At 67.1% G+C, this 16989-nt stretch carries 16 protein-coding genes and 1 tRNA gene; 4 read left to right on the top strand and 13 right to left on the bottom strand.

From position 1 onward, the window contains the following. Window positions 1–9: 9 nt before the first annotated feature. The 7 genes from VRZ77_RS06440 to VRZ77_RS06470 all read right to left on the bottom strand — a co-directional run bounded on the left by VRZ77_RS06440 (window position 10) and on the right by VRZ77_RS06470 (window position 4846). Window positions 10–903 (bottom strand): transglutaminase family protein, encoded by an 894-nt coding sequence (locus VRZ77_RS06440; protein WP_414591840.1) that lies wholly within the window; start codon window positions 901–903, stop codon window positions 10–12. A 62-nt stretch (window positions 904–965) separates the two neighbouring features. After that, window positions 966–1193: a hypothetical protein gene (locus VRZ77_RS06445; protein ID WP_414591841.1), complete on the bottom strand. Its 228-nt coding sequence runs from the start codon at window positions 1191–1193 to the stop codon at window positions 966–968. 69 nt (window positions 1194–1262) lie between these two features. Further along, on the bottom strand, window positions 1263–1457 hold the full coding sequence (locus VRZ77_RS06450) for a hypothetical protein (protein WP_414591842.1): 195 nt from the start codon (window positions 1455–1457) through the stop codon (window positions 1263–1265). A gap of 145 nt (window positions 1458–1602) precedes the next feature. Next, window positions 1603–1678, bottom strand: a tRNA-Lys gene (locus tag VRZ77_RS06455). A gap of 104 nt (window positions 1679–1782) precedes the next feature. After that, complete coding sequence (locus tag VRZ77_RS06460; protein WP_414591843.1) at window positions 1783–3282, bottom strand: tripartite tricarboxylate transporter permease; 1500 nt, start codon at window positions 3280–3282, stop codon at window positions 1783–1785. A gap of 16 nt (window positions 3283–3298) precedes the next feature. After that, window positions 3299–3778, bottom strand: coding sequence for a tripartite tricarboxylate transporter TctB family protein (locus tag VRZ77_RS06465; RefSeq protein ID WP_414591844.1), 480 nt, complete (start codon window positions 3776–3778; stop codon window positions 3299–3301). An 81-nt stretch (window positions 3779–3859) separates the two neighbouring features. After that, the gene (locus VRZ77_RS06470) at window positions 3860–4846 is read right to left on the bottom strand and encodes a tripartite tricarboxylate transporter substrate binding protein BugD (RefSeq protein ID WP_414591845.1); all 987 of its coding nucleotides are present in this window, start codon (window positions 4844–4846) and stop codon (window positions 3860–3862) included. 214 nt (window positions 4847–5060) lie between these two features. On the opposite strand from VRZ77_RS06470, the gene pabB reads away from it, so the two are divergent. The 3 genes from pabB to VRZ77_RS06485 are packed head-to-tail and all read left to right on the top strand — an operon-like array spanning window position 5061 to window position 7859. Further along, entirely contained in the window at window positions 5061–6473 is a 1413-nt protein-coding gene (gene pabB, locus VRZ77_RS06475; protein WP_414591846.1) for an aminodeoxychorismate synthase component I, read from the top strand. Window positions 6474–6483: 10 nt separating this feature from the next. Continuing rightward, window positions 6484–7059, top strand: coding sequence for an anthranilate synthase component II (locus tag VRZ77_RS06480; protein WP_414591847.1), 576 nt, complete (start codon window positions 6484–6486; stop codon window positions 7057–7059). Further along, on the top strand, window positions 7056–7859 hold the full coding sequence (locus VRZ77_RS06485) for an aminotransferase class IV (RefSeq protein ID WP_414591848.1): 804 nt from the start codon (window positions 7056–7058) through the stop codon (window positions 7857–7859). The genes VRZ77_RS06480 and VRZ77_RS06485 overlap by 4 nt, the downstream gene beginning before the upstream one ends. Window positions 7860–7865: 6 nt before the next feature. On the opposite strand, the gene VRZ77_RS06490 is transcribed toward VRZ77_RS06485, so the two are convergent. From VRZ77_RS06490 to VRZ77_RS06510, 5 genes are all read right to left on the bottom strand, one after another. Beyond that, on the bottom strand, window positions 7866–8591 hold the full coding sequence (locus VRZ77_RS06490; RefSeq protein ID WP_414591849.1) for a DUF930 domain-containing protein: 726 nt from the start codon (window positions 8589–8591) through the stop codon (window positions 7866–7868). Between the two features lie 142 nt (window positions 8592–8733). Next, window positions 8734–10308 carry a 2-isopropylmalate synthase gene (locus tag VRZ77_RS06495; protein WP_414591850.1) on the bottom strand — a complete coding sequence of 525 codons (1575 nt, stop codon included), beginning with the start codon at window positions 10306–10308 and terminating at the stop codon, window positions 8734–8736. Between the two features lie 329 nt (window positions 10309–10637). Beyond that, window positions 10638–13202: an HWE histidine kinase domain-containing protein gene (locus VRZ77_RS06500; RefSeq protein WP_414591851.1), complete on the bottom strand. Its 2565-nt coding sequence runs from the start codon at window positions 13200–13202 to the stop codon at window positions 10638–10640. Between the two features lie 258 nt (window positions 13203–13460). Further along, on the bottom strand, window positions 13461–14690 hold the full coding sequence (locus VRZ77_RS06505; RefSeq protein WP_414591852.1) for a class I SAM-dependent methyltransferase: 1230 nt from the start codon (window positions 14688–14690) through the stop codon (window positions 13461–13463). A 91-nt stretch (window positions 14691–14781) separates the two neighbouring features. After that, window positions 14782–15135, bottom strand: a complete 354-nt coding sequence (locus tag VRZ77_RS06510; protein WP_414591853.1) for a carboxymuconolactone decarboxylase family protein — start codon at window positions 15133–15135, stop codon at window positions 14782–14784. Between the two features lie 105 nt (window positions 15136–15240). On the opposite strand from VRZ77_RS06510, the gene VRZ77_RS06515 reads away from it, so the two are divergent. Beyond that, window positions 15241–15534, top strand: a complete 294-nt coding sequence (locus VRZ77_RS06515) for an ArsR/SmtB family transcription factor (protein WP_414591854.1) — start codon at window positions 15241–15243, stop codon at window positions 15532–15534. Window positions 15535–15558: 24 nt separating this feature from the next. On the opposite strand, the gene VRZ77_RS06520 is transcribed toward VRZ77_RS06515, so the two are convergent. After that, a complete protein-coding gene (locus tag VRZ77_RS06520) occupies window positions 15559–16938 on the bottom strand; it encodes a malonyl-CoA decarboxylase (protein ID WP_414591855.1) in 1380 nt (459 codons plus the stop codon). Window positions 16939–16989 lie beyond the last annotated feature (51 nt).

Below are 16989 nucleotides of genomic sequence, written 5' to 3' on the forward strand. Positions count from 1 at the left end.
AACCGAACGTCAGGCTGCAAGCGCCTCGGGGGGCTGCTGGCGCACCGAGACGTCCACGGTCATGCCCAGATAGTCGCCGACCAGCCCGGTGAAGCCGCCCGCGACCGGCACGGCCTGGCTCGGGTCCCGCGTAACCGCGACGCGAATCAGATTATCGGCGGCGATGGTGCCATTGGTCGGATCGAACTCGATCCAGCCGGCGCCCGGCAGGTAGATGTCGGCCCAGGCATGGGTCGCGCCCGCGCCGATGGCCTGCGGCCCGTCGCCGTCCAGCGCCGGATCGTAGAGATAGCCGGTGACGAACCGCGCCCCGAAGCCGAGCGAACGCGCCGCTTCGATCAGCAGCAGCGCGAAGTCGCGGCACGAGCCGGTGCCGAGGCGCAGCGTTTCCAGCGGGGGCTGCGTGCCCTGCTCATGGCGCACCTGATAGGCGAAGCCCTGATGGATGCCGTTATTGATGTCGGTCAGCAGGGCCATCGTGTCGGTCGGCCGGCCGGCGACGAACTGCTTGGCCCAGGCCTGAAGCTCGCCGGTAGGGTCAGGATAGTGGCCCTCCAGCATGCGTCCGAGGTCCGTGCGGTCGTCCGAGGAATAGACGAATGGGTAGCTGGCCGCCGTCTCCTCCAGCTCGAACGACAGCGTGCCCATCCCGTAGCGCTCCAGCGTCAGCACGCTCTCGATGCGCAGCTCGTTGGACGGTTCGAGGAAATCGACGATGGCGACGGAATTGCCAAACACGTCGTGCAGCCAGCGCGTCTTGCACGGCGGCCAGATCGCCATCTCCGCCGCGACGAGGCGCAGATCATGGCTGTCGCGCGGGCGCAGCATTAGCCGGTGCGGCTGGAATTCGACCGGGTTGACGTAATTGTACTGGGTGACGTGGCGGACGGTGAGGGTTTGCATGGGGTGCCTTCCGGCGGGGTTCGGCCCCGCCCGTGGTTAAAGTCGTCGGAAAATGCCGCCGTTTAGCGCGAGCACAGGCGTCCGAGCAGAAATCCGGCGAGACCGATGGTGAGCAGAGCGTTGAACGAATAGCGCCGCTCGCCGATCGCGGGTTCTTCGGGTGCGGGAAGCGCAGGGATGGCGGTCAACGCGTCGGCCGCCGCCGCGGGACTATGCGCCGCGGTTGCGCGCTTGGGCCCGGACGCGGAAGCGTCTCCCGACTGTTCGTTTCCAGGTACGTGCATTGACATGTCCCGCTCTCCTCGAGGTCACGATCCCGACCCGGTAACGCCCGACCGGGGAAATCGTTCACTGCGAGATCAGAGCCGCCCGGACAGAAAGGCAAGCATCTCCACCGGGCCCTGCGCCTGGAACAGCTTCACATTGCGCCCGCCGCACATGTCGCAGCGCAGCCGCGGCTTGCCGCCCTCGCCCTCGCTCTCGGAGAGCAGCGCGCTGCTGGAGCGACCGACGACGGAGCGGCGGCCGCAGCGCAGGCAATGGGCGCAAAGCATCGATGAATTGTCGATGACGAGGTATCCTTCGCAGGTAGCGCAAGAGTTGCGGCACGCGACGTCAGTGGAATGTGCCAGTGCCGGAAACACAAAGACCCGCAGCAGAAAGTGCCGCGGGGCTGTATCGGTCAGTACCACCAAGGAATGGTGGGCGCACTAGGGCTCGAACCTAGGACCCGCTGATTAAGAGTCAGCTGCTCTACCAACTGAGCTATGCGCCCGACCGGGTTGCTTGGCGAAACATCGCCTCGGCAAGTGGCGGTCGTGTAGCAGAGGGATTCGGGCGTGTCCATACCCGCACGCTCCCTCTGTCATTTTCTTCACATCATTCCTGGAACGCTTCCTCGCGCTTCTTGCGCACCGAGGGCAGCAGCACGACGATCAGCGCCAGCGCGGCAAGGGCGAGCATGGTGGCGGAGATCGGCCGGGTGAAGAACACCATGGGGTCGCCACGCGAGATCAGCATGGCCCTGCGCAGATATTCCTCCAGCATCGGCCCGATGATGAATCCGAGCAGCAGCGGCGCCGGCTCGCAGTCGAGCTTGACCAGCGCGTAGCCGATCAGCCCGAACAGGGCCATGGTGAACACGTCGATGGAATTGTTGTTCACGCTGTACACGCCGATGCAGCAGAAGCCGACGATCAGCGGGAACAGGATGTGATACGGCACGGTGAGGAGGCGCACCCAGATGCCGATCATCGGCAGGTTGAGCACCACCAGCATGAAATTGCCGATCCACATCGAGGCGACGATGCCCCAGAACAGGTTGGGCTGTTCGTTCACCACATTCGGGCCGGGCACGATGCCCTGGATGATCAGCGCGCCGATCATCAGCGCCATCACCGGATTCGAGGGAATGCCGAGGGTGAGCATCGGGATGAAGGAGGTCTGCGCGCCGGCATTGTTGGCGCTCTCCGGCCCCGCCACGCCCTCGATCGCGCCCTTGCCGAATTTCTGCGGCTCTCGCGAGATCTTCTTCTCGATCGAGTAGGAGGCGAAGGAGGACAGGATCGCGCCGCCGCCCGGCAGGATGCCGAGGAACGAGCCGAGGAAGGTGCCGCGCAGGATCGGACCGGCGATCTTCTTGATGTCCTCCTTCGAGAGCAGCAGCCCCTTCACCTTCTGCACCATCACGGTGCGGGTATGTTCGTCCTCAAGGTTGCGCACGATTTCGCCGAGGCCGAACACGCCCATGGCCAGCGCCACGAACTCGATGCCGTCCGCCAGTTCCACGATGTCGAAGGTGAAGCGCGGCGTGCCGGTGTAGACGTCCTGTCCCGAAAGCCCGAGCAGGATGCCCAGCACCACCATGGCCAGCGCCTTCACCACCGAGCCGGAGGCCAGCGCCACCGAGGCGATGAGGCCGAGCACCATCAGCGCGAAATATTCCGGTGGCCCGAATTTCAGCGCGAGATCGGCGAGCGGCGGCGCGAATACCGCCAGCAGGAAGGTCGCGACCGAGCCGGCGATGAAAGAGCCGATGGCCGCGGTGGCGAGCGCCGTGCCGGCGCGGCCCTGCTTTGCCATCTGATAGCCGTCGATCGCCGTCACCACCGAGGAGGATTCGCCCGGCAGGTTGATCAGGATCGCCGTGGTCGAGCCGCCATATTGCGCGCCGTAATAGATGCCCGCGAGCATGATCAGCGCCGCGACCGGGGGAAGGCCGAAGGTGATCGGCAGCAGCATCGCGATGGTCGGCACCGGGCCGAGACCCGGCAGGACGCCGATCAGCGTGCCGAGCAGCACGCCGAGGAAGCAGTAGAAGATGTTCTGGAACGAGAGGGCGACCGAGAAGCCGAGCGCGAGATTGTCGAAGATTTCCATGGGTGCGCTCCTGCCGTCAGTAACCGCCCAGCCAAGGGCCGAGCATGGGAAGCGGCAGGCCGAGGCCCTTGATGAACACCGCCCAGGAGAATGCCACCATGATGGCCGACATCATCAGGCTTCGCACCAGGTTGAACTTGGCGCTGGCCAGCGAGGACAGGAACACCGCGAGCCCCATGGAGGGGCCGATGCCCAGCGTGCGGATGCCGAGGCCGAACACCACCACCGCGAGCGTGACGAAGAACAGGCCGCGCCACGATACCGAGCCGAAGCCAGCCTCCTCGCCGCCCTCACTCGCCACGCCGAGGCCGGAAATGACGACGATCAGCCCGAGAAAGGCCAGCAGGCCGCACAGGATCATCGGGAAATAGCCCGGCCCCATGCGCACGGCGCGCCCAAGCGGCAGGTCCGTGGCCAGCCAGGCGAAAAGAGCGGCCAGCAAGATGAGTACGATGCCGGCAGTTACGTCCTTCGGGCTCTTTATGTAACGCGTCATGCGCGGCGTTCCCCCCGGGAATGCGAATGTGGAACCGCCCGTCCGCCGGGCGGCGGACGGGCGGTCTGTGTCAGTCCGCGCTCAGTCGGCGAACACGCCGGCCTGCTCGATGACGGGCTTCCATTTCGCGACTTCAGCAGCGAGGAACTTCTCGTGGACCTCGGGCGTCGCGCGGTCGAGGGCCACCGGTTCGGTGCCGAGATCGGCGAAGCGGGCGATGACCTTGGGGTCCTGAAGCGCCGCCACCAGCGCGGCGTTGAGCTTGGTCACGACCTCCTTGGGCGTGCCCTTCGGGGCGTAGACGCCGTGCCACACCGCGATCTCGAAGTCCTTCACGCCGCCTTCCTGCATGGTGGGCAGGTCGGGCAGCGACTTGAGGCGATTGGGGGTAGTGACGGCATAGGCCTTGACCTTCCCGGCCTTGATCTGGCCAGTGGTGTTGGTGGTCTGGTCGCACATCAGGTCGATCTGGCCGCCGACGAGGTCGTTCATCGCCGGGCCCGTGCCCTGATAGGGAACAGTGGTCATCTGCGTGCCGAGCGCCGACATGAACAGCATGCCGCACAGATGCGAAGCGGAGCCGACGCCGGCATTGCCGTAGATCACCCCGTCCTTCTTGTCCTTCACGAAGGCCACAAGCTCGGTCACGTCCTTTGGCTCCAGACCGGACTTGCCGATCAGGGTCATCGGCACGTCGGTGACGAGGCCGACCTCCTCGAAGTCGGTCAGCACGTTGTAGGGCAGCTTGCGATACAGCGTGGCCGCGGTCGCCTGGCCGATATGGTGCAGCAGGATGGTGTAGCCGTCGGGGCTCGCCTTGGCGACCTGGCCCGCGCCGCGCGTGCCGCCGGCGCCGCCGACATTCTCCACCACGACCTGCTGGCCCAGCGAGCGCGACATGGATTCGGCGACGAGGCGCGCCACCGTATCGGTCGGCCCACCGGCCGAGAACGGCACCACCATGGTGACGGGCCGCGAGGGATAATCCTGAGCCTGCGCGAACGCGGTCGGCATGGCAGCGAACGCCAGCGCCGCGAGACCTGCGGCGGCGGCCTTGAAGTTGTTCATGCGTCCCTCCCGAGACATTGATCGCGATATTTTATGGACAGGCGCCATCCATTCGCGGGGCGCCATCGTGAGGCCTGCTAAGGCATCATCCGCGTGCCCAAGCGTCAAGGTCTCTTTGGTTCTATGGTGACAGCGTCCCCCGGCGCGATATTCGGGTGCCGGGGAACGGGCAAGCGGTCTAGGAACCGGCGCAACTTCACCTCATATTCCGATCATGATTCAGGAACCGCCGCCGCTCGTCGTCGAGATCGCTTTCCAGGACCCGTGGCAGGCCGCCCGCCGGCTGGCGCGGCGCGAGGGCGCGCGGGTGCCCGGCCTCGTCTTCCTCGACAGCGCCATGGTGCATCCGCTCCTCGGCCGCTGGTCGTTCGCGATGACCGAACCGTTCGGGCGTTTCCGCGTCGAGGGCGGGGCAGCTTTCTGGAACGGGAAGCCACTGGCGGAGCCACCGGCGGCGGCGTTGCGCGGGCTGCTGGCGCTCTATGCCCAGCCGCGCCTGCCGGGCGGCGTCCCGTTTCAGGCCGGAGCGGCGGGCTATATGGCCTATGAGGCCGGCCGGCTGTTCGATCGTTTCCCCACGCCCGCCCCCGAGCCGGGCGAAGGCGCCGAGATAGACCTCGGCTTCTACGATCTGGTGGTCGCTTTCGACAATGCGGCCCGGCGCGCCTTCATCGTTTCCACCGGCTGGCCGGAGAGCGAGCCTGCAAAGCGGCTGGAACGGGCGCGCGAGCGGCTGGAGGACGCGACGGCCCGCCTCGCCGCCCCGACGCCTCCGCTCGGCACCGCGCCGGCGGTCACCGGATGGAGCTCGAATTTTGACGCCGCCGCCTACAAGACCGCCGTCGCGCGGGTGATCGACTACATCCGCGCCGGCGACATCTTCCAGGCCAATTTCACCCAGCAGTTCCGCGCCCGGATCGGCAAGGTCGACCCGCTGGCGCTCTATGAACGGCTACGGGTTGCCAATCCGGCCACCTTCGCCGCGCTGATCGTGAACAAGGACCGCATCGTCGCCTCCTCTTCGCCGGAGCGCTTCGTGCGGCTGGAGGACCGGCAGGTCGAGGCGCGGCCGATCAAGGGCACGGTGCCGCGCTCGGTGGAGCCGACGCTGGACGCCTTCCGCGGCCGCGAGCTGTCCGGCAGCGAGAAGGACCGCGCCGAGAACGTCATGATCGTCGACCTGCTGCGCAACGACCTCTCGCGCGTCTGCGCGCCCGGCACGGTGAAGGTGCCGCGCCTGTGCGGGCTGGAGACCTATGCCAATGTCCATCACCTCGTCTCGGTGGTGACCGGCGAACTTGACGAGGGCCGCGACGGGCTCGACCTGATGGCGGCCTCCTTCCCCGGCGGCTCGATCACCGGCGCGCCGAAGATTCGCGCCATGGAGATCATCCACGAGCTGGAAGGCGTGCCGCGCGGGCTTTACTGCGGCTCCATCGGCTATATCGGCTTCGACGGCGCCATGGATTTCAACATCGCCATCCGCACCGTGACGGTGGAGCGGGAGGAAGCCCGCTTCGGTGTCGGCGGCGGCATCACCGTGCTCTCCGATCCCGCGCTGGAATATGCCGAGAGCCTCACCAAGGCCGAGCGACTGTTCCGCGCCTTCGTCCCGCAGAAAGCGTGAGGACCGGACGATGATCCTGCTGATCGACAATTACGACAGCTTCGTCTTCAACGTGGCGCGCTACTTCCGCGAACTCGGCCGGCAGGTCGAGGTGGCGCGCAACGACGCGCTGGATGTTTCCGCCATCGAGGCCATGGCCCCGGAGGCGCTGGTGATCTCGCCCGGCCCGTGCTCGCCCGACGAGGCCGGTGTGTCGCTGGAGGCGATACGCGCGCTCTCCGGCCGGCTGCCGATTCTCGGGATCTGCCTCGGCCATCAATGCATCGCCCAGGCGTTCGGCGGGCGCGTGGTGCGCGCGAAGACGCCGATGCATGGGCGCGCCTCGCAGGTGCGCCATGAAGGCCGCGACGTGTTCGCCGGCCTGCCCTCGCCGTTCTCCGCCGGGCGCTACCATTCGCTGGCGGTGGAACTGGACGATGACGGCCCGCTGGACGCCACCGCCTGGAGCGAAGATGGGGAGGTCATGGGGCTCGCCCATCGCGAACACCCGACCTTCGGGGTGCAGTTCCACCCGGAATCGGTGCTCACCGAGCACGGCTATGCGATTCTCGAAAACTTCCTCGAACGCGCGCGCGTCCCGGCGTGAGCACGCTCAGCTTCGAGGATCGCGGCTTCACCCTCGGCGACGGCGTGTTCGACACGGCGCTGGCGCTGGGCGGAGTGATGATCGCCCGCGAGCGCCACGTCGCGCGGTTGCTGGCGGCGGCGCAGACCATCGGCATCGCCATCGAACATGCGCGCATCGACGCGGCGATCGACGCCGCCCTGCCGGCCACTCCCGCCATCCTGCGCACCACGCTGACGCGGGGCACCGCCGCGCGCGGGCTCTGGCCGCTGAGCGCAGGAGAGCCGACGGTGCTGGTCACGGCCGCTCCATGGAGCCCGGCCTTGCTGGGCCAGCCGGCGCGGGTCGTCACCGCCACGGGACGGCGCAACGAATTCTCGCCCACGGCCAATCTCAAGACCCTCGGCTATCTCGATCATATCCTTGCCGCCCGCGAGGCGGCAGGGGCCGGCGTGGACGATGCGCTGATCCTCAACACGCAGGGCCGCGTCGCCTGCACCACCATCGCCAATGTCTTCGCGCTCATGGACGACCGGCTGGTGACGCCGCCCCTGTCGGAAGGCTGCCTGCCCGGCGTCATGCGGGCGCTGGTTATGCAGATCGCTCCTTCCCTCGGGCTGGAGGTGGCGGAAGTTCCGCTCACCCGCGAGGCACTGGCCGGCGCGCAGGCCGCGTTCGCCACCAACAGCCTGCGTTTCCTCCGCCCCATCGTCGCGCTGGACGGCGTGGCGCTCGGCAGCGCCGCGGTGCTCGACGCGCTGGAACAGGCGCTGTTCGTGCATGTCGAGGCCGAATGCGGGATCGATCCGCGCCGGACCTGACGCGGCTCAATGCACGGCGGGAAGGTTGAGCGCGCTCCATTCCTCGCGCGCGATCGGTGGGCCGACCTTGAAGGAGAAGCCGGTCACCAGCCGGCGGGCAGCATCGAGCTCGCAGCGATAGGACAGTTCGTACCATTGATGGCCGGCCCGGAACGCCGCGCCATGGGCGATAAAGGTCGCCTCCTCCAGTCGCGGATCGGAGAGCGCGTAATCGACCAGGCGGTCGGGCTGGACCTCGCGCTTCCACGCATGGATCTGCTCCATCGCCTCAAGGTCGCAGAGCTGGGCGATGTGTTCCTCGTCGGCCAGCGTGGCAAGCTGGCGGCGCAGCGGGCGGTTCGCGGACTCCGCGAGCGCCTTTTGCGACAGCATGGTCGAGGGATGGATCATGCCGTCCGGCCGGGTCGTGACCGGCGGCACGGCCGCCGGCCGCGCGGAGGATGGCGAACCGAGCCCCTCCCCGGCTCCGTTCAGCGGCATGGCGGGCGGGGCGGGCGCGCGCAGCGCGTCGAAGGCCTCCCCGCTGAGCACCTCCACCGTCACCGCAGCCGGCTCGGGCGGCAGCGCCGGCGCGAGGCCGAGCCGCATCACGGCCAGCACCAGCAGGAGATGAAGCGCGACGGAGGACGCAAGGCGAAGAGCCTCCGCCGCGCGGGGATCGACCGCGACGAGCGTCGGCGGCCGATCCGTCGCCACCAGCGCAATGTTCGGCGCCGCCGCGGCGGCCGTCATGGAGCAAAGCGTCTCAAGCTGCCGGTCTCCCGCGTTAAGCGGAAGTCCTCGCCAATCAGCCCGCCAACATTATGGCACCACGCGAATCGAAAGGCGGCGCGAAGCTGAGGCCCCGCGCCGCGTGATGGTCAGACAAGTCCGCTCACTCGGCGGCTGGCTGAGACTGCGCGTTGAGGCTCTGGCTCTTGGCCTGCAGCTTGTTGAGCGCGATGATGTAGGCCTGCGCCGAGGCGACCAGCGTGTCGGGATCGGAGCCGCGCCCGGTCACCGCCTTGTCGCCATCCTCCAGACGTACCGACACTTCCGCCTGCGCGTCCGTACCCTCGGTCACGGCGTGGACCTGATAGAGCGCGAGCTTGGCGGTGTGGGGCACGATCTCCTTGATGCAGTTGAACACCGCATCCACCGGGCCATTGCCCTCTTCCTCGACGGTGAAGAGCTGGCCGTCGACCTCCATCTTCATGGTGGCGCGCTGCGGGCCGTGGCTGCCGGCGATCACCGAGAGCGAGACCAGCTTCATGCGGTCATGCGCCACCGCGATGCCCTGATCGACCAGCGCCTCGATGTCCTCGTCGTAGACCACCTTCTTGCGGTCGGCGAGGTCCTTGAAGCGGGTGAAGGCGTCGTTCAGCGCATTCTCGCCGAGCTCGTAGCCCAGCGCCTTCAGCTTGTCGCGGAAGGCGGCGCGGCCGGAATGCTTGCCCATCACCAGCGAGGTCTTGGACACCCCGACGCTTTCGGGCGTCATGATCTCGTAGGTGGTGTTGTTCTTGAGCATGCCATCCTGATGGATGCCGCTCTCATGGGCGAAGGCGTTCCGCCCGACGATGGCCTTGTTGTACTGCACCGGGAAGCTCGTCACCGCCGAGACCAGCTTGGAGGCGCGCGTGACCATGCTGGCATCGATGCCGGTCTCATAGGGCAGCACGTCTCCGCGCGTGCGGATCGCCATCACCACCTCTTCCAGCGCGGCATTGCCGGCGCGCTCGCCGAGACCGTTGATCGTGCATTCGATCTGCCGCGCACCACCGGCCAGCGCCGCCAGCGAATTGGCGACCGCGAGGCCGAGATCGTCATGGCAATGAGCCGAGAAGACGATCCTGTCGCCGTTCGGCACCCGATCGAGGATATGGGCACGCACCTGTCGGAACATCGCCTCATATTCGGAGGGCGTGGCGTAGCCGACCGTGTCGGGCAGGTTGATCGTGGTGGCACCCGCCTTCACCGCCGTCTCGACGCAGCGCGCGAGATAGTCGATTGGGGTGCGCGTGGCGTCCATCGCCGACCATTCAATATCGTCGATCAGGTTGCGCGCCTGGGTAACGGTCGCGGTGATGATGTCGATCACCTGATCCTGCGTCTTGCGCATCTGGTGTTCGAGATGGATCGGCGAGGTCGACACGAAGGTGTGGATACGCGGGCGGCGAGCATGCTTCACCGCCTCGCCGGCGCGGGCGATATCGGCGGGAATGGCGCGGGCGAGGCCGGCGATCACGGCGCGCTCGGTGCGGCGCGCGATCTCGGAGACCGATTCGAAGTCGCCATTGGAGGCGATCGGGAAGCCGGCCTCGATGATGTCGACGCCCATGGCGTCGAGCAGTTCGGCGACTTCGAGCTTTTCCTCGAAGGTCATGGAGGCGCCGGGGCACTGCTCGCCGTCACGCAGGGTGGTGTCGAAGATCACCACGCGATCATGGGCGCTGGAAGAAGAGGACATCGGACTTTTCCTTCTGTCGCGTCGCCGGCATCCCGCACGGGGATCTGGTCATCGGCTCGGCTGTCGGTGTGGCAGGCGGTTCGGGCGTCATCCCCTGAGCGCCCAGGCACGCAGCCCGGCCGGCCCTCAGGGGCGGCTAAGAAGAAGCAGGCCGGACAGAAGGAGAGCGTTCCCCGCAAACCGCTTGGCGGCCGGGGTCGCGGAAATGCAGCGGGCGGACGAATGCGTCACGGCTCGGCTCTCGCGAGATTGCTCTACTGCGTTCCTCATAACGGAAAGCGTACCGGGGTGGCAACCCCTCCCTCGCGATCGCCGCTCAGGCACCCCGCTCAGCCCTCCCCGACGGGCGGCCGGTTGCGGCGCAGTTCAAGCAGGGCGACCATGATCGCGTCGCGGTCGTACGGCTTGGAGAGCACCGGCACGTCGGCGCAATCGGGCGGGATCATCGAGCGGTCGCCATAGCCGGTGGCGAAGATGAAGGGCACGCCGCGCTTCTTCAACTCCTGCGCCACAGGGGCGGAGGTGGTTCCCGAGCCCAGATTGACGTCGAGCACCGCGAGGTCGGGCGTGAAGTCCTTGAGCTTCCGCAGCGCGTCGGCGACCGAGGCGGAGGTCACGATATCGGTGATACCGCCATCATTGAGCATCAGCTCCACATCCATGGCGATCAGCATCTGGTCTTCCACCAGCAGGAGCCGGGCATCCGCCAGCGTGTTGGAACTGATCGTCACATCGACCTCGGCAACGGCGTCGACCGGACCGTCGCTGTCGCCCTCGGCGGCGACATGCTGGCCGGAGATGCGGAAATGCGCCTCAAGCCCATCCTCGTTGAACACGATCCGGCTCTCACCACTGAGATCGTAGGGAATCGAGCGCTCGATCAGCGCAGTGCCGAAGCCGCTGCGCCGGGGCGCCTCGGCGATCTTCGGCCCGCCGCTCTCGCGCCAGACCACCACGCAGTCACCCTCTTCCATGTGCCAGCGCACATCGAGTTCACCGCCCGGACGCGACAGCGCGCCATATTTTGCGGCGTTGGTGGCAAGTTCGTGCAGCACCAGCGCCATCACCGAGAAGGCGCGGGCGTCCAGCGCCAAAGCCGGCCCGTGCAGCAGGATGCGCGAGGCGGTGCCGCCATAGGGCGACAGCTCGGCGCGCAGCAGATCGAGGAACGCGCCGCCGCCGGCCCCGCGCACGACCTGGTCATGGGCGAGCGCCAGCGCCTGGATGCGCCCGCGCAGCGATTCGGCATAGGCTTCGAGCGAGCGGCCATCCTGCTTGGAACGCTCCACCAGCGACTGGATGATGGCGAGGATGTTCTTGACCCGGTGGTTCAGCTCCTCGTTGAGCATGCGCTGGCGGGTGTCGGCCATGGCGCGCTCGTCCGCCATCATCTCGTTGTGGCGCAACAGGATGTCGACGAGGGCGGAACGTGTCGCCTCGGCGATTTCGCGGTCGGAGTCCGAGAATGGATTGGCGCGCCCGCGCACGGTTTCCTTCCAGATCGCGAAACTCTTGCGCGGCGTCAGGCGATCACCGAGCGGGCCGGTCTCATAGGTCTTTTCCGGCCGGCCGGCCCAATCCAGTGTGTGCACCATCTCACTGCGGAAGAAGAACAGGTAGTCCCGCGGCAGCTGCGACAGCGGCAATGCGAGCACGCCGGACACCTCGTCGGCGAAGCTCTCGCCGGGGGGCCAGGCTTCCGACAGCGCATCGCTGACCCAGATGCGGCCTTCCGCCTGCGTGCCGACAAAGCGCGCGAGGCCCGGCACCATCGCCTCGGGCGGCACGGTACCCTCCCCGGTCCATTCGCCGCCCAGCCACAGGCCGATGCCGTTGCACGGGATGAGGCTGCCGAACTCCTTGAGATTGGCGCGCAGCAAACCGCCCACATCGTCGTTCTTGGAGGCGAGGCTGAGGAAGCGGTCGAGCGCACGCCGCGCCTCGGTGGCGCTGACCAGCGTGCGCTTCTGCTTGAGCGCGTGCAGGCGCAGCGCGAAGAAGCTGCCAAACATTTCCGCCGCCACCCGGTCCGCCATCGGCAGCACGCGCGGCGCGTAATGGTGGCAGGCGATCAGCCCCCAAAGCGTGCCGTCGATCATCACCGAGATCGACATCGACGCCGCCACGCCCATGTTGCGCAGATATTCGAGATGGATCGGCGACACCGCACGCAGATGCGCATGCGAGAGGTCCAGCGGCTCGATGCCGGGCTCAACCTCCGGCAGGATCGCCGAGCGCGCGCCGCCGGCATCGCCGATCACCCGGATGATGTTGCGGCGATACAGCTCGCGGGCCTGCTGGGGAATGTCGCTCGCCGGGAACCACTGGCCAAGGAAACTCTCCAGATCCTCGCGCTTGTCTTCGCTCACCACCTGCCCGGCACCGTCAGCGGCGAAGCGGTAGACCATCACCCGGTCATAGCGCAGCGCGTCCCGCAGCACCCGGCTGGTCAGGTGGAGCAGGTTGTCGATGTTCTCCTCGTCCCGGATGCGGGCGAGGATGCCGCGCACGCGGTCGAGCGCCGGCCCGTCCTGCGCGCTGGCCGGCTCCAGCTCGACCACGACCTGCCCGCCGGAGCGGTGCAGCGTCACGTCGAACCGGGCGCCGGACGGCACCGCGAGGTCGAACATCAAGGCCGGCGGCGCGTCAGGCGCCATGGCGCCGAGCGTCGCGGCGATGCGACCCGCCGCCTCCGCCCCGATGGCTTGGGCGAGCGGACGGCCCAGAATCGGACCCACGCAGCCCAGGCGTTCGCACGCATTTTCGGAATGACGCTCGACAATGGACACCGCCGCGTCGCAGGCGAGCAGGCATCCATGCGGCTGGATATAGCCGGGCACATGGATCGGCTCGCGGTCGCAATTGGTCAGATCGACGGGATCAGACGGCAGCATGGCGGGACCTTTCGAACGCGCGTCCCGCGCAGGCAGAGGTCGTTCGCGCCGCATTACGGTGCGGGCGGCGATGACGCCGACGGCTTCATACACCGGCGGCCGGGCGTGTGGAGTACGGGCGCGCATCAGATGGCGCCGAGTGGCAACGGTCATTGGGCCTGGGAACCTTGGCCGGCGACCTTTCGAAGCCAGCGAGCGACACGAATAGTCAGCTTTAACGAGCGAACCTACTCGCGGTTCCCCTCGCCCGGACCGAAATTAGCCGGCGGCCTCGGCGGCGGTGAGAGCGCGCTCGCCATCGGTGATGAAGTCGCGGATCACCGGCACCGCGTCGCGCTCATTGGCGAGCAGGAGCTGGTAGACCATGTTGGACCCGTGCAGGAATCCGAGCTCCACCGCCACAAGGTAGAACTCCCACATGCGCGCGAAGCGCTCGCCCATCATCTCCACCACTTCCGGGCGCACCTTCTCGAAGTTCATGCGCCAGTGCTTGATGGTCCAGTAATAGTGCAGGCGCAGGATTTCGCAGTCGGCCGTCCACAGGCCGACCCGCTCCAGCGAGGAAAACACCTCGGACATTGCCGGCACATAGCCGCCGGGGAAGATGTACTTGCGGATGAACGGCCCGGTGGAGCCGGGCGGCGACATGCGGCCAATCGCGTGGATCATCGCGAAGCCGCCGGGCACCAGCAACCGCTTGATGGTCTCGAAATACTCGTCGAAATGATTGACGCCGACATGCTCCATCATGCCGACCGAGACCACGCGGTCGAACTGGCCAGTCAACTCGCGATAGTCGCGCTCGAAGAAGGTGATGCGGTCGAGCACCCCGGCCGCCTCGGCCCGCTTCTTCGATTCGGCGAGCTGTTCGGTGGCGACGTTGATCGCGGTAACATGCACGCCAAGCTTGGCGAGATAGATCGCCAGCGCGCCCCAGCCCGAGCCGATCTCGGCGACCCGCATGCCGGGCTCAAGTTTCAGCTTGGCCGCGATGTGGCGCAGCTTCGCCCATTGCGCCTCCTCCAGCGACGCGTCGGGCGTCGGGAAATAGGCGCAGGAATAGATCATCTGCGAATCGAGCCACAGCCGGTAGAATTCCGGCGGGTGGTCGTAATGGCTCTGCGCGTTGCTCGCGGCCTTGCCGAGCGGGTTGGACTGGTGCCAGCGCTTGAGCGCGCGCCAGGACCGGCGCAGCGCCTGCTGCACCGGATGCGAGCCCAGCCCCTTCCGGTTCACCGAGAACAGGTACAGGAAGTCGTAAACGCCCGAGCCTTCCTCGAAGGTGAGGCGGCCGTCCATATAGGCTTCGGCCGCCACCAACTCGGGATTGAAGAACAGCTCGCGGTCGAGCTTGTCGTCGTGCAAGCGCATGACCACCTTCGGCCCGTCCTCGCCGGAACCGAACACGGTGCGAGTCCCGTCGGGGCCGATGACGGTGAGGCTGCCCTTGTGGACGAAGCGCTTCAAAAGGTGAGGAAGAAATCGCATCGCCGAACCAATATCCCGAAACCCTGAGTGTCGGGGCATCGGGCATAAGCGGGAACGGCCTGTCAAGGGCGGGCTACCGCCACGCCCTTCCTCACGCGGCCTGCGGCGCGGCGAACTGGTCGAAGGCGCGCAGGGCATCGGCGGCGTACATCAGCGCCGGCCCGCCGCCCATATAGACGCACATCGCCGCCACCTCGCCGATCTCCTGCCGCGTCGCGCCCATGCCATGCAGCGCCTTGGCGTGGAAGCCGATGCAGCCGTCGCAGCGCTGGGTGATGCCGATGGCGAGCGCGATCAGCTCCTTTGTCTTGGCATCCACCGCGCCATTGGCGCTCGCCCCGCGCGAGAGCGCGTGAAAGCCTTGCATCGCGTCGGGCACCAGCTTGCGCATTTCACTGGTATAGGCGGTGATGTCGCGGGTCAGTTCCCGATAGTCCTTGCTCATGATGCTGTTCTCCGGCATTTATCAATTCATATTTTTATGATATCATATTTTTACGATATGAAAAGCGGGAGTTTACGCATGGACGCCGCGAGCGGGATCGAGTCCATGGCGGCGAAGGCCGATCGGGTCGCCGGATTCCTGAAAGGGCTGGCCAGTCCGCACCGGCTGCTGATTCTGTGCGAGCTTGCTCAGGGCGAGCGCAGCGTCACGGCGCTGATCGAGGCGACCGGTCTGCCGCAGAGCTCGATGTCGCAGCATCTGGCCAAGCTGAAGGAGGAGAACATCGTCTCCTACCGCCGCGAGCATCGCACGCTGTATTATTTCCTCGACAACAAGGCCGCACGGGAGGTCATGGCCGTGCTGTTCGAGAATTTCTGCCGTGACGGGAAAGCGGAATGACCTGATGGGCCCTTCTTCGAAGGCTCAGTTCGCCTTTTCCTTCACGGCCGGCAGGCGCGCGCCATTGTCAGGACGCAGCAGCTTGCGCACCGGGGCGCTGGCGACGATCTCACCCTTGTCGAAGAACGCCTCGTGATTCTTCTCGATGTCGTCGGGCACATAGCGGTAGTTCACCATCAACCCGGCGGCCTGCTTCATGCCGCGCGGCGACAGGTCGCCGAACGGGTTGATGCGCTCCAGCCGCGCGCCGTTGCCGAGGTGAAAGCGCGCGACCGGATCGAGCGGCTTGCCCTTGGCCGAGCGCTCGCGCAGGAAATACTGCGCCGCAAGCGCCGCGATTACCGGTGAGAGCGTTGCGCGCACCGCCGCGTCACCCGGCGCGGCGTCGAGCTGTTCCAGCGCCGCGCGGTCTTCCTCCGTCAGCACCATCGACGCCTCGCGCCGCCGCTCGCCCTCCAGCCAGGCGCGGAACCCCGGCACCGGCGAGAGCGTGACATAGGTGGTGAGCCCCGGCATGTCGCGGGAGATTTCCTCCACCACCTGCTTGATCAGGAAATTGCCGAAGCTCACCCCGCCGAGGCCGGTCTGGCAGTTCGAAATCGAATAGAACACCGCGACCTTGGCCTTGGCCGGGTCGAGCGGCGTGCGCTCCTGCGCCAGGATCGGGCCGATCGCCTCGGGGATATCGCGGGTCAGCGCCACCTCGACGAAGATCAGCGGTTCGTCGACCATGGCGGGGTGGAAGAAAGCGTAGCAGCGCCGGTCCGGGCTGTCGACCCGGGCGCGCAGATCGTTCCAGTCGCGAATCTCGTGCACCGCCTCGTAGCGGATGATCTTCTCCAGAACATTGGCGGGGGTCGACCAGTCGATCCGGCGCAGCACGAGAAACCCTCGATTGAACCAGGAAGCGAAGAGATGGGTGAAGTCGCGGTCCACCTCGGCGAGATCGGGGCGGCGCTTCAGGGTGTCCAGCAATTCGGCGCGCATGGCAACCAACTGCGCGGTTGCGCCCGGCGCGAGGTTCACCCGGCGGATGAGTTCCTGCCGGCGCGGCTCGCTCACCCCGTGCAGCTCCGCCAGCGCCGCCGGAGTGGGGTCGGCGACATAGCGCGCGACCGCCTTGTCGAGCCGCGCCTTGTCCGGCCCGAACACGCCCGCCAGCGCCTCGAAGAAGGCGATCTTCTCGGCGGTCTTCAATGAGCGGTACAGAATGAGGATTTCGCGTGCCAGCGCGGTGCCGGACGCCTCCCCGCGCCCGCTCAGCAATTGCTCGCACAGCTCGACAAGGCCGGCGGCGCGGATGGCGCCCTGCGGCCGGCGCTCACGCCCGAGGTCGAGAAGCTGCCGCCCGCGCTCCGCGATCGAGCCGAGCAGGTCGCCGAAGAAACTGGGTCCACCGTCCATCGCCGCACTCTCCCCGGGATCGTCGCGCCGATCAGAGCGCGACTAAGGGGC

Origin of the sequence: Ancylobacter sp. G4_0304 (assembly GCF_047501495.1) — a bacterium.
Taxonomy (GTDB): Bacteria; Pseudomonadota; Alphaproteobacteria; order Rhizobiales; family Xanthobacteraceae; genus Ancylobacter.